Source organism: Bradyrhizobium sp. B124 (assembly GCF_038967635.1).
Taxonomy (GTDB): domain Bacteria; phylum Pseudomonadota; class Alphaproteobacteria; order Rhizobiales; family Xanthobacteraceae; genus Bradyrhizobium.
In genome coordinates this window covers 366,385-378,361 of record NZ_CP152413.1, presented here as the reverse complement: position 1 = coordinate 378,361, position 11,977 = coordinate 366,385, and the positions used below count along the sequence as shown (strand labels likewise).

The following is an 11,977-nucleotide window of genomic DNA, read 5'->3' as shown; positions in this document are numbered from 1 at the left end:
GACCCAAGCGGCCACCAGGGGGCGCTAGACGTCTGGGGTCATCGACCCGCAGGGTTTCAGGCTTTTGAGCAGGTGCCCGCTCCAGCACTCGTGATGCTCCTGGGCGTAGCTCATCGAGCCAATCAAAATCAAACCGACCACGACAAGTCCGGCGACGATGTTCTGCACCATGGCTGCCACTCCCGGGACCGCACCGCCTCAACGGGGGCATGATGGACACCAGGGATCAAAGCCGTCAATGCGCTATGTGGATGAGCGGTGCAACGCACAACCTGTGAAGGCGGGTCGAGGCGGGCTCGCTCCACCGCTCCCGCTTGCGGAAAAAGTGGAGCTACTCAACCATCCCTCAGCTGAAATAGATCAGACCGAGCCAGTCGGCGACCAGCGCCGGCTTCTCCTCGCCCTCGATCTCGACCGTGACATTGGTGCGCGACAGCAGTTCCTTCGGCTTGCGCAGCGTGGCTTCGGCCAGCACGAAGCGGCCGCGAACGCGTTTTCCCGAGCGCACCGGCGAGATGAAGCGCAGCTTGTCGAAGCCGTAGTTGACGCCCATCGCGGTGCCCTCGAGCACCGGCATCACCTCGTAGGACATGATCGACAGCAGCGACATCGTCAGGAAGCCATGGGCGATCGTGGTGCCGAAGGCGGTCTCCTTCTTGGCGCGCTCGGGATCGACGTGGATGAACTGATGATCCTCGATCACGTCGGCGTAGGTGTCGATGCGGCCCTGATCCAGCAGGTGCCATGAGGACACGCCGATCTCCTTGCCGACCATGCCCTGGTAGGTTTCCAGCGACACCGGCGGCTTCGTCCAGACTTCGTTCATTGGCTAACCTCTGCTAACCGGAGGTCCGCACCTTCTGCAGCTCCGGAAATTCTTCCTCGCGGAACTCGGCTCCGCGCAACGCATCGCTTCTGACATCGTCATGTTCGAGCCGGCGCAACTGCACGCGACGGATCTTTCCAGAAATCGTCTTTGGCAGTTCGGTCACCAGCTCGATCTTGCGGATGCGTTTAAACGGTGCGAGCCGCGTGTGCAAATGTTTGAAGATCGACAGTGCCGTCTCCGGACTGCGCTCGACACCGGAGACCAGCAGCACATAGGCCTTCGGGACCGCCAGCCGGATCGGGTCCGGGCTCGGCACCACGGCGGCTTCCGCCACCGCATCATGCTCGAGCAGTATGCTCTCCAATTCGAACGGCGAGATGCGGTAGTCGGAGGACTTGAACACGTCGTCGGTGCGGCCGACGAAAGTCAGATAGCCCTCGTCATCGGTGAACACGACGTCGCCGCTGCGATAAATCTCGCCGTCGGTGCCGATCAGTCTGCCGTCGTCGCCCTGATAGCCCTGCATCAGGCCCGCCGGCCGCTCAGCGCCGAGCAACAGCGTCACCTCGCCCTCCTTCGCGGCGTGGCCGTCATTGTCGGTGACCTGCACGCGATAGCCCGGCAGCGGCCGGCCCATCGAGCCGACCTTCACTTTCTGCCCCGGCGAATTGCCGGCCAGCGCCGTGGTCTCGGTCTGGCCATAGCCGTCGCGAATGGTCAGGCCCCAGGCCGATTTGACCTGGTCGATGATTTCAGGGTTGAGCGGTTCGCCGGCGCCGCACACTTCACGCAGGCTCACCTTGAAGTCCGACAGTTGCTCCTGAATGAACATCCGCCACACCGTCGGCGGCGCGCACAGCGTGGTGACGCCGCAGCGGCCGATGATCGAGAGCAATCCCTTGGCCTCGAAGCGTGGCTGGTTGGCGATGAAGATCGTCGCACCGGCATTCCACGGCGCGAAGAAGCAGCTCCAGGCATGCTTGGCCCAGCCGGGCGAGGAGATGTTGAGATGGATGTCGCCGGGCTGCAGGCCGATCCAGTACATGGTCGAGAGATGGCCGACCGGATAACTGCGCTGGCTGTGCCGCACCAGCTTCGGCTTTGCCGTGGTGCCCGAGGTGAAATACAGCAGCATCGGGTCGTCGGCCTTGGTCGGGCCGTCGGGCGTGAACGCCTCGGGTGCCTTCGCCGCATCCTCGAACGGCAGCCAGCCGTTCTGCGGCTGCGTCGCGCCGACCACGATGCGCGCCAGTCTGTCGCCGCCGAGGCCCGCGAACTTCGCGACCTGATCCTGCGTGGCGACCACCGCCTTCGCCTTGCCGCGATCGAGCCGGTCGCGCAATTCGTCCGCCGTCAACAGCGTGGTCGCGGGGATCACGACCACGCCGAGCTTCATCGCCGCCAGCATGGTCTCCCACAGCGGCACCACATTGCCGAGCAGCAGCAGCAGATGATCGCCGCGCTTCAGCCCCTGCGCGCGCAGGAAGTTCGCGACCCGGTTGGAGCGGCGCGACAGCTCGGCAAAGCTGAGCTTGGTTTCGTTGCCGCTGGCGGCATCGACGATCCACAGCGCCGGCCGGTCGCGGCTGTCGGCATTGTGCGCCAGCTCGGCGTCGAACCAGTCCAGCGCCCAGTTGAAGGGCGTCGGATCCGGCCAGCGAAATCCCTTCACCGCCGCGTCGTAATCGGTCCGGTGCTTGAGCAGAAAGGCGCGTGCGTCCTGAAATGTGGTCATCTTCTTCCGAGCCCGTTGATTGGCAACCAGCGTCACCGTCAAGCGTAGCCCGGATGGAGCGAAGCGCAATCCGGGGGCGGTCGCGCCAGTAGATAAAGCAGTCCCGGATTTCGCTGCGCTCCATCCGGGCTACGAGTGATCCGCTACTTTCCAGCGAGGCTCCGAACGTGCTGGATAATTCCGGAAAAGTCGACCCCGCCGTGCCCCGACGCGTCGAAGGTCTTATAGAGCTCCTGCGCATGCTTGCCGAGCGGCGTCACCGCGCCGGCGGCGTTGGCGGCGTCCTGTGCCAGCGTCAGGTCCTTGACCATCAGGTTGGAGGCGAAACCCGGCTTGTAGTCGTTGTTGGCCGGCGAAGTCGGCACCGGGCCGGGAACCGGGCAATAGGTCGTCAGCGACCAGCACTGCCCCGACGAGGTCGAGGCGACGTCAAACAGCGCCTGATGCGACAGGCCGAGCTTTTCGGCCAGCACGAAGGCCTCGCCGACCGCGATCATCGAAATGCCCAATATCATGTTGTTGCAGATCTTGGCCGCCTGCCCTGCGCCGCCGCCGCCGCAATGCACGATCTTCTTGCCCATGTTGGCCAGCATCGGCTGCGCCGCCGCGAACGCCTTCGCCTCACCGCCGCACATGAAGGTCAGCGTCGCGCCCTTGGCGCCGCCGGTGCCGCCGGAAACCGGCGCATCGACTGAGGCGATGCCGTGCTTGGCGGCAAGCGCATGCGCCTGCTTGGCGCTTTCGACGTCGATGGTCGAGCAGTCGATGATCAGCGCGCCCTTGCCCATCGCCGGAAGCACCTCGTTCCAGACGCCGAGCACGTGCTTGCCGGCCGGCAGCATGGTGATGACGACATCGGCGCCCTTCACCGCGCCGACGCCGCTCTCGGCGATCGCAGCGCCGTCGTGCCTGGCCTGATCGCGCGATGCCGCGACCAGATCGAACGCGGTCACCTTGTGGCCGGCCTTGACCAGATTGGCCGCCATCGGCCCGCCCATATTGCCAAGCCCGATGAATGCGACGTTTGCCATGGGAAGTCCTCCGCTTGCGACGTTTCTATTTGCTGTCGGGAAATTTCAATTCGTCGGCGCCGATCTCGGCGAAGTAAGGCGCCAGCATCTCCGGCGTCACGTCCTCGATCCGGGCGGGCTGCCATTTCGGATCGCGGTCCTTGTCGATCACGGCGGCGCGCACGCCCTCGCGGAAATCGTCGCTGGCGAACACCTCGAGCGCCGCGCGATATTCGCGCACCAGGCACTCCTCCAGCGTCTCGGTCGCCCGCGCCAGCCGCAGAAGCTTCAGCGTCACCACCATGCCGCGCGGCGATTTCTCGCCGAGTGTCTTCAGTGTGGCCTGTGCCAGCTCTGAGCCATCGGCTTTCAGCGCATCAAGGATGTCTTCCATCCGTCCGCGCGCAAACCAGCCGTCGATCCTGGCCTGCATCGCGGCCACGGGGCCGGATTTTTCGCCGGTGGCAAAGCCGCGGATCAGGCTGTCGATCGCGGCCGAGTTGGTGCCCGGCGCAACCCTGGTCAGCGCCTCCCGCAGCGCCGGGAGCTTGGCGCTCGGCACCACCGCATCGGCAAACTTCGCATAGATCGCATCAGGGCCGTTCATGGTGGTGCCGGTGAGACCAAAATAGGTGCCGACCTCGCCGGGCGAACGCGACAGCAGATAGGTGCCGCCGACATCGGGGAAGAAGCCGAGCCCGACTTCGGGCATCGCCAGCTTGGTTCGCTCGGTCACCACGCGGTGCCGGCTGTGCGCCGACAGGCCGACGCCGCCGCCCATCACGATGCCGTCCATGAAGGCGACATAGGGTTTTGGGAAATGCTTGATCCGCGCGTTGAGGATGTACTCGTCGCGCCACAGGATCTTGCCGAGGTCGCCCTTGACCTTCGAGCTTTCCCAGAGCGCGCGGATATCGCCGCCGGCACACAGGCCGCGCTCGCCGGCCCCTTCCAGCACGATGACCGCGACATCAGGATCGGCCTCGAACGCGTCGAGCGCCCTGTCGATGTCGTGAAACATCTCCAATGTCACGGCATTGATCGCCTTCGGCCGGTTGAGCCGGATGATGCCGGCCGCCCCTTCCTTGCGCGCAATCAGGTCGCCTTCGGCAGCGGCCACATCATTCATCGCGCGCCCTCAATCAACTTGCGCGACACGATCAGCCGCATGATTTCATTGGTGCCTTCGAGGATCTGATGCACGCGCAGATCGCGCACGATCTTCTCGACTCCGTATTCGCTGAGGTAGCCGTAGCCGCCATGCAATTGCAGCGCCTGGTTGGCGACCTCGAAGCCGACATCGGTGCCGAACCGTTTCGCCATCGCGCACAGCATGGACGCGTCAGCATCCTTGCGGTCGAGCGCCGCGGCTGCGCGCCACAGAAAAGTGCGTGCGGCTTCCAGCTCGGTCGCCATGTCGGCGATCTTGAACTGCAGCGCCTGGAACTCGTCGAGCCGCTTTCCAAACGCCTTGCGGTCCTTCATGTAGGCCAGCGCCTTGTCGAGCGCCGTCTGCGCACCGCCGAGCGAGCACGCTGCGATGTTGAGACGGCCGCCATCGAGGCCGGCCATCGCGATCTTGAAGCCGATGCCCTCCTCGCCGAGCCGGTTTTCGACCGGCACGCGCGCGTTCTCGAATACGACCGCGCGGGTCGGCTGCGCATTCCAGCCCATCTTGCGCTCATTGGCGCCGAACGACACGCCCGGCGTCTTGCCGTCGACGACGATCGTCGAGACGCCGCCGGGGCCGTCGCCGCCGGTGCGCACCATCACCACCAGCAGGTCGGTGCTGCCGGCGCCGGAGATGAACTGCTTCTGGCCGTTGAGGATGTAATGATCGCCGTCGCGCACCGCGCGGGTGCGCAGCGCAGCGGCGTCGGAGCCGGCGCCCGGCTCGGTGAGGCAGTAGCTGGCGAGCAGCTCCATGGTGCAGAGCTTCGGCAGCCATCTGTGGCGCTGGGTGTCGTTGCCATAGGCATCGATCATCCAGGACGCCATGTTGTGGATCGAGATGAAGGCCGACGTGGTCGGGCAGCCCGTCGCCAAGGCCTCGAAGATCAGCGCGGCGTCGAACCGCGTCATCGCCGAGCCGCCGACATCGTCCTTGATGTAGATGCCGCCGATGCCGAGGCCAGCGGCCTCGCGCATCACGTCGACCGGAAAGTGCTTCTTCTCGTCCCATTCGAGCGCGTGCGGCGCGATCTTCTCCGCCGCAAACGCTCGCGCCATGTCGCGAACTGCGATCTGGTCCTCGTTGAGAGCGAACTGCATCTCGCCGCCTGCCATTGCTACCTCCTCGTCATTGCGAGCGAAGCGAAGCAATCCACGTCTCCGCACCGGGAAAGAATGGATTGCTTCGTCGCTGCGCTCCTCGCAATGACGGTTGAGGAAATCACTTCATCGTCGGGATCGAGAACTCCGCGCCGTCCTTGACGCCGGACGGCCAGCGCGAGGTCACCGTCTTGGTCTTGGTGTAGAAGCGTACCGAGTCCGGACCGTGCTGGTTGAGATCGCCGAAGCCGGACTTCTTCCAGCCGCCGAAGGTGTAATAGGCGATCGGCACCGGGATCGGCACGTTGACGCCGACCATGCCGACATTGACCTTGGCCGCGAAATCGCGCGCCGCGTCGCCGTCGCGGGTGAAGATCGCAACGCCGTTGCCGTAGTCGTGGTCGGACGGCAGCGCCAGCGCCTCGTGATAGTCCTTGGCGCGCACCACCGAGAGCACCGGGCCGAAGATTTCTTCCTTGTAGATCCGCATGTCCTTGGTGACGTTGTCGAACAGCGAACCGCCGAGATAGAAGCCGTTCTCGTAGCCCTGCATCTTGAAGCCGCGGCCGTCGACCGCGAGCGTCGCGCCTTCCTTGACGCCGATGTCGATGTAGCTCTTGACCTTCTCGACCGCCTCGCGGGTCACCAGCGGACCGTAGTCGGCCGACGGATCGACCGAGGTGCCGATCTTGAGCGATTCGACACGCGGGATCAGCTTTTCCATCAGCCGGTCGGCAGTGGTCTTGCCGACGGGCACCGCGACCGACACCGCCATGCAGCGCTCGCCGGCCGAGCCGTAGCCGGCGCCGATCAGCGCGTCGACCGCCTGGTCCATGTCGGCGTCCGGCATGATGATGGCGTGGTTCTTGGCGCCGCCGAAGCACTGGCAGCGCTTGCCGGTCTGCGCGGCGCGCTCGTAGATGTACTGCGCGATCGGGGTCGAGCCGACGAAGCCGATCGCCTTGACGTCGGGATCGTCGAGGATGGCGTCGACCGCTTCCTTGTCACCGTTGACGACGTTGAGGATGCCGGCCGGCAGGCCCGCTTCGATCATCAGTTCGGCAAGCATCATCGGCACACCCGGATCGCGCTCCGACGGCTTGAGGATGAAGGCATTGCCGCAGGCGATCGCGGGCGCGAACTTCCACATCGGGATCATCGCCGGGAAGTTGAACGGGGTGATGCCGGCGACAACGCCGAGCGGCTGCCGCATCGAATAGATGTCGATGCCGGGGCCGGCGCCTTCGGTGTATTCGCCCTTCATCAGATGCGGGATGCCGCAGGCGAACTCGGCGACCTCGAGGCCGCGCTGGATGTCGCCCTTGGCGTCGGGAACGGTCTTGCCGTGCTCGCGCGCCAAAAGCTCGGCGAGCTTGTCATAGTCGCGCTGCACCAGCTCGACGAATTTCATCATCACGCGGGCGCGGCGCTGCGGGTTGGTGGCGGCCCATTCACCCTGCGCCGCGCGGGCGTTCTCAACCGCGGCGCGAACTTCGGCCTTGGAGGCCAGCGCCACCTTGGCCTGGACGTCACCGGTCATCGGCTCGAAGACGTCCGCTGTACGCCCCGAGGTGCCCTTGACCTCCTTGCCACCGATGAAATGTCCGATCGAGCGCATGAATATCCTCCCTTGGAGACGTGAATCGCCGCTCCTCGCGGCGAGATCGCTTTACAAACCCTAATGACCCTGCATTTTATAGGATTCAAGTCCGATAAATTGCACCTTAGATGTGCGGAAATGCAGGATCAAGGCGGCGACACGATCGACTGGGACGACTTCCGTTTCGTGCTGTCCATCGTGCGCGGCGGGTCGGTGTCGGCTGCCGCCAAGCAGCTCGGCGTCGATCATGCCACAGTGATCCGGCGTGTCGACCGGCTGGAGCGCCACCTCTCCGCAAAACTGTTTGATCGCCGCAAGACCGGCTACCTGCTGACCGAGGCCGGCCAGCGCGTCGCGGACAGCGCCGAGGCGATGGAATCGACCATCGTCGCCAACCAGGAGGCGGTCGGCGGCTCGCGCGCGCATCTCACCGGCACGGTGCGGATCGGCGCGCCCGACGGCTTCGGCAGCCATTTCCTGGCCTCGCGGCTGGTCAAGTTCACCGAGCGGTATCCCGATCTCGATCTGCAGCTCGTCGCCACCGCGCGGCTGTTCTCGCTCTCCAAGCGCGAGGCCGATATCGCGATCAGCCTGACCATGCCGAAGGAGGGCCGCATCGTCGGCCGCAAACTGCTCGACTACACGCTCGGGCTTTATGCCGCACCCGGCTATCTGGCGCAGGCGCCAAAGATCGCCGCGCGTGCCGACCTGCCGAAGCACCGCTTCGTCGGCTACATCGAGGAACTGCTGTTCACGCCGGAACTGGACTATCTGCCGCTGGTCTCGCCGAAGATCTCGGCCAAATTCCGCAGCGCCAACCTGATCGCACAGCTCAACGCCACCATCGCCGGCTTCGGCATCGCCGTGCTGCCGCACTTCATGGCGTCCGCCCACCCTGAGTTGCAGCCGGTGCTGCGCGACGAGGTGCGGATCTCGCGCACCTTCTGGCTCCTGATGCACGCCGACAGCAAGGACCTCGCCCGCATCCGCGCCGTGGCGGACTACATCTACGAGACCGTGGAGGCCGAGCGCGCGCTGTTCAGCGGGGCGTAGGGCTCACCGACATCGTCAGACGGATCGAATGCCTCGCGGGTCCGTATCCCGGTTCGATGCTACATAGTCGACCTCACCACGCGAGATCCCGATGTCCATTAGCTCCCGATCACTCAGGCTGCAGAGATCGGAACGAAGCCGCTCCCATTTGCGCCATTCCTGAACTGCATCCCAAAAGCCCTTGAAAGCACTGAATATCCGCGGCGTCGATGCGACCGCCTGGGCTGAACTCGTTGGACCGTAGATCGTGCTCATTGCAGCACCTCCAGGATACGTTCATCCACCCAGACAAGGTGCCGCGGCATGAACGCGCGCGCTTAACACGCTGCTTACATTTTCCTCACCAGCGGCTTATTCTTGGCACTCCAAGCGGTGCCAAGGCGCCTCACGACGATCGTCGGAGGCACACCCAAGGGATTCGCAGCTTGCGCTATCTCTTTGAGGAGTACGCACTCGACACGGGCCGCCGCGAGTTGCATCGCGGAACGGACATGGTCGCCGTCGCGCCACAGGTATTCGACCTGCTCGACTTCCTGATCCGCAACCGGGAGCGCGTCGTCAGCAAGGACAACGTCATCGACGCCATCTGGAACGGACGCAGCGTGTCGGACGCAGCCCTGACCACGCGCCTCAACGCCGCGCGCAGCGCAATCGGCGATTCCGGCGATGAGCAGCGCCTCATCAAGACCCTGCCGCGCAGAGGCTTCCGGTTCGTCGGTGCGGTCCGCGAGGAGCACGCGCCGGCAGGCGCGGCGACGGCCGGCGCCCCGGCCGAACCACCGCAGGCGCTCCCCAAGCTTCCCGACAAGCCATCCATTGCCGTGCTGCCGTTCCAGAACCTCAGTGCCGACCCGGAGCAGGAGTACTTCGCCGACGGCATCGTGGAGGACATCACGATGGCATTGTCGCGGTTTCGCTGGCTGCTCGTGATCGCGCGCAATTCGAGTTTCACCTACAAGGGCCGGTCCGTGGACGTCAAACAGGTTGGCCGCGAACTCGCGGTGCGCTATGTCCTCGAAGGGAGCGTGCGCAAGGCCGGAAATCGCATTCGCATCGCCGGCCAGCTCATCGATGCCGAGACCGGCGCACATCTCTGGGCTGACCGCTTTGATGGTGCGCTCGAAGATGTCTTCGATCTGCAGGACCAGGTGACCTCGACCGTCGTCGGCGCAATCGCGCCCATGCTGCAACGCGAGGAAATCAAGCGGGCCAGGCGCAAGCCAACCGAGAATCTGGATGCATACGACTATTACCTGCGTGGCCTGGCGCGCGTTCGTCGATGGACCAGAGAAACCAACAACGAAGCGCTCCTGCTCTTTCGCAAGGCGATCGAGCTCGACCCCGGTCTGGCGTGCGCTTATGGCATGGCCGGGTGGTGCTACATCCAACGCAAGGCACGCCGCTGGATGATCGATACTGTCCAGGAATCGGCCGAAGCTACGCGGCTCGGCCGGAAAGCAGTGCATCTGGGAGCAGATGACCCGGCAGCGATGTGCATGGGTGCCTACGTGCTCGCCTTTATCGCCCATGAGTTCGACGATGCTATCGCATTCGTCGATCGCGGACTGGCGATCAATCCGAACCTGGCGCAAGCCTGGAATCTTGGTGCCTGGGTGAGAGCTTTTGGAGGCGAGCCCGACCTCGCGCTTGACTACGCTGCGCGCGCCATGCGCCTGAGCCCGCTCGATCCGGCGATGCACACAATGCACGCAGCCGTGTCCTATGCTCACTTTCTCTCGGGCCGTTACGACATGGCGCTGTCATCGGCCGAGAAAGCGCTGCGCGACAATCCGGATTTCCTGCTGGCAATCTGCATGTTCGCGGCCAGCAATGCGTTCACTGGACGCCTCGAGCGAGCACGGGAAGGCATCGCACGCGTACGCGAACGCAATCCCGATTTGCGCATCTCCAATCTGGGGGATCTGGCCCCATTCCGCCGGGCAGAGCATCTTGCGCTTTTTGCCAAGGGCCTTCGCGAAGCGGGGCTTCCGGACTGATCGCCAGTTCGCGGCCCGCCCCGTAGCAGCGCCGTGGCGGACTGTGTCTACGAGACGGTGGAAGCCGAGCGCGCGCTGTTTGCCGGGGCGACCTGACTAGCGCTGGCCCTCGAGCTCAGTTTGAGAAATGCCTTGGCGGTGTAGCGCTTCATCCTTATACCGCATTTTGGACGGATCCTGAGTAGGGAGTAACACTGTGCCCGACCCGGAAAATCTTCCGATCGATCAGATTTACGTGCCCGTTAAGAAACGGAAAACGCTCAGGCCTGAGCTCGTTCAAGAAATCGCGGCGAGTATTTTGGAGGTTGGGCAACAAGTCCCCATTCTCGTTCGGCCTGATGAGGGCCGCCTCGTTTTGCTCGAGGGGTTACATCGGCTCGAGGCCTGCAAGGCGCTTGGCGAGACAACCGTCATCGGAGTCCGGGGTTCAGCAGAGACTGCTCACCACAAGACGCTGTTGTCCGACGGAGCTGAGACAGAGGCCGAGCGGGACAAAATGGCGCGATTGAAGAAGCTGCGCCTCGAGAGAGAAGCTGCCGAGAGATCGTCGGCTTCCGCAGACGCGATCGTGGAAACCGAATCAGCCAAGCTTCGGTCGGATCGCTCCGGAACCAGTATCAGACGAGGGTCGTCGGGCGATCCACGATCAAAAACGAGGACGCTGTCGGAATGGCTCACACAGCAAAAGCGCGATGGTGGTCGTTATTGATTACCGCCTCGGCCATCAAGGTCAGTGGGAGTATGCGAAGGGCCATCACTCCGGAAGCCTCGCAGGGCTGAGGCCTTCCCAAGGGTGCCTCATGCCTTCGTTGCCGACGAAAACCAAACCGGGAGATCCGGCGCCTCGTCGCAGGAACTCGCCTAATTCGCTCTCGCACGCGGCTTCTTCGTCACCGCCGCCCGGCCGAGCACCGCCTCGCGGCCCGCGCTCAGGATCTCGTCGGACATTTCGCCGTTGCCTGCGATCCGCGACATCACGATGGTGCCCAGCATGGTCGCGAGCGTGGCCATCGCGTGCTTGCGCGCGGTCTTGCGCGGCATGTCCTGGATCTGGTCGGTGATCATGTCGATCATCTGGTCGAGCTTGAGCGCAAAGGCCTTGCGGGTCTTCAGGCTTTCGCGGGCGATCTCGGCGCCGAGCGCCGGCACCGCGCAGCCCTGCCCGGGGTCGTCGCGATGCACCGCCGACAGGTAGCCGTCGACGATGGTCGCAAGCCGCTTCTCCGGCGGCACCTCCGCCGTGACCTTGCGCCAGCGCTCATTGGCGCGGTCCATGGCGTAGTTGAAGGCCTCGATCACCAGTGCCTCGCGCGAGTCGAAATGCGCGTAGAAGCCACCATGGGTCAGGCCGGCGTCCTTCATCAGGTCGGCGACGCCGATGCCATGGGCGCCCTTCTCGCGCAGCCGCGTCGCGGCCTTCTTCACGATCCGCGCGTGGGTCTCCTGCTTGTGTTCTTTCGAATAGCGCATGCCGCTCTCATG

Annotated in this window: 12 protein-coding genes; 3 read left to right on the top strand and 9 right to left on the bottom strand. The window is 64.5% G+C overall.

Features of this window, described 5'->3' with window-relative positions:
- Positions 1–24 precede the first annotated feature (24 nt).
- The 7 genes from AAFG13_RS01600 to AAFG13_RS01570 all read right to left on the bottom strand — a co-directional run bounded on the left by AAFG13_RS01600 (position 25) and on the right by AAFG13_RS01570 (position 7,463).
- Positions 25–171 (bottom strand): hypothetical protein, encoded by a 147-nt coding sequence (locus AAFG13_RS01600; RefSeq protein WP_212317977.1) that lies wholly within the window; start codon positions 169–171, stop codon positions 25–27.
- A 175-nt stretch (positions 172–346) separates the two neighbouring features.
- Positions 347–826, bottom strand: coding sequence for a MaoC family dehydratase (locus AAFG13_RS01595; RefSeq protein WP_342710928.1), 480 nt, complete (start codon positions 824–826; stop codon positions 347–349).
- Positions 827–839: 13 nt separating this feature from the next.
- Positions 840–2,564, bottom strand: a complete 1,725-nt coding sequence (locus AAFG13_RS01590) for an AMP-binding protein (protein ID WP_342710927.1) — start codon at positions 2,562–2,564, stop codon at positions 840–842.
- A gap of 143 nt (positions 2,565–2,707) precedes the next feature.
- Entirely contained in the window at positions 2,708–3,595 is an 888-nt protein-coding gene (gene mmsB, locus AAFG13_RS01585) for a 3-hydroxyisobutyrate dehydrogenase (RefSeq protein ID WP_342710926.1), read from the bottom strand.
- A 25-nt stretch (positions 3,596–3,620) separates the two neighbouring features.
- Positions 3,621–4,703 carry an enoyl-CoA hydratase/isomerase family protein gene (locus AAFG13_RS01580; protein WP_342710925.1) on the bottom strand — a complete coding sequence of 361 codons (1,083 nt, stop codon included), beginning with the start codon at positions 4,701–4,703 and terminating at the stop codon, positions 3,621–3,623.
- A complete protein-coding gene (locus AAFG13_RS01575; protein WP_342713529.1) occupies positions 4,700–5,845 on the bottom strand; it encodes an isobutyryl-CoA dehydrogenase in 1,146 nt (381 codons plus the stop codon). Before AAFG13_RS01575 ends, AAFG13_RS01580 begins: the two co-directional genes overlap by 4 nt.
- A gap of 121 nt (positions 5,846–5,966) precedes the next feature.
- The gene (locus AAFG13_RS01570) at positions 5,967–7,463 is read right to left on the bottom strand and encodes a CoA-acylating methylmalonate-semialdehyde dehydrogenase (RefSeq protein WP_212317989.1); all 1,497 of its coding nucleotides are present in this window, start codon (positions 7,461–7,463) and stop codon (positions 5,967–5,969) included.
- A 120-nt stretch (positions 7,464–7,583) separates the two neighbouring features.
- Between AAFG13_RS01570 and AAFG13_RS01565 the strand changes: the two genes are divergently transcribed.
- Entirely contained in the window at positions 7,584–8,498 is a 915-nt protein-coding gene (locus AAFG13_RS01565; RefSeq protein ID WP_342710924.1) for a LysR family transcriptional regulator, read from the top strand.
- A 15-nt stretch (positions 8,499–8,513) separates the two neighbouring features.
- Here AAFG13_RS01565 and AAFG13_RS01560 read toward each other — a convergent pair whose 3' ends face one another.
- Positions 8,514–8,753, bottom strand: a complete 240-nt coding sequence (locus AAFG13_RS01560) for a DUF1127 domain-containing protein (protein WP_342710923.1) — start codon at positions 8,751–8,753, stop codon at positions 8,514–8,516.
- Positions 8,754–8,923: 170 nt separating this feature from the next.
- On the opposite strand from AAFG13_RS01560, the gene AAFG13_RS01555 reads away from it, so the two are divergent.
- Positions 8,924–10,495 carry a winged helix-turn-helix domain-containing protein gene (locus AAFG13_RS01555; RefSeq protein WP_342710922.1) on the top strand — a complete coding sequence of 524 codons (1,572 nt, stop codon included), beginning with the start codon at positions 8,924–8,926 and terminating at the stop codon, positions 10,493–10,495.
- A 196-nt stretch (positions 10,496–10,691) separates the two neighbouring features.
- Positions 10,692–11,204 carry a ParB N-terminal domain-containing protein gene (locus AAFG13_RS01550; protein WP_212317997.1) on the top strand — a complete coding sequence of 171 codons (513 nt, stop codon included), beginning with the start codon at positions 10,692–10,694 and terminating at the stop codon, positions 11,202–11,204.
- A gap of 152 nt (positions 11,205–11,356) precedes the next feature.
- Here AAFG13_RS01550 and AAFG13_RS01545 read toward each other — a convergent pair whose 3' ends face one another.
- On the bottom strand, positions 11,357–11,965 hold the full coding sequence (locus tag AAFG13_RS01545; RefSeq protein ID WP_342710921.1) for a TetR/AcrR family transcriptional regulator: 609 nt from the start codon (positions 11,963–11,965) through the stop codon (positions 11,357–11,359).
- Positions 11,966–11,977: the final 12 nt, after the last annotated feature.

Coding starts and splice junctions, on each gene's coding strand:
- AAFG13_RS01600 (WP_212317977.1), bottom strand. CDS start 171: ATGGTGCAGAACATCGTCGCCGGACTTGTCGTGGTCGGTTTGATTTTG.
- AAFG13_RS01595 (WP_342710928.1), bottom strand. CDS start 826: ATGAACGAAGTCTGGACGAAGCCGCCGGTGTCGCTGGAAACCTACCAG.
- AAFG13_RS01590 (WP_342710927.1), bottom strand. CDS start 2,564: ATGACCACATTTCAGGACGCACGCGCCTTTCTGCTCAAGCACCGGACC.
- mmsB (WP_342710926.1), bottom strand. CDS start 3,595: ATGGCAAACGTCGCATTCATCGGGCTTGGCAATATGGGCGGGCCGATG.
- AAFG13_RS01580 (WP_342710925.1), bottom strand. CDS start 4,703: ATGAATGATGTGGCCGCTGCCGAAGGCGACCTGATTGCGCGCAAGGAA.
- AAFG13_RS01575 (WP_342713529.1), bottom strand. CDS start 5,845: ATGCAGTTCGCTCTCAACGAGGACCAGATCGCAGTTCGCGACATGGCG.
- AAFG13_RS01570 (WP_212317989.1), bottom strand. CDS start 7,463: ATGCGCTCGATCGGACATTTCATCGGTGGCAAGGAGGTCAAGGGCACC.
- AAFG13_RS01565 (WP_342710924.1), top strand. CDS start 7,584: ATGCAGGATCAAGGCGGCGACACGATCGACTGGGACGACTTCCGTTTC.
- AAFG13_RS01560 (WP_342710923.1), bottom strand. CDS start 8,753: ATGAGCACGATCTACGGTCCAACGAGTTCAGCCCAGGCGGTCGCATCG.
- AAFG13_RS01545 (WP_342710921.1), bottom strand. CDS start 11,965: ATGCGCTATTCGAAAGAACACAAGCAGGAGACCCACGCGCGGATCGTG.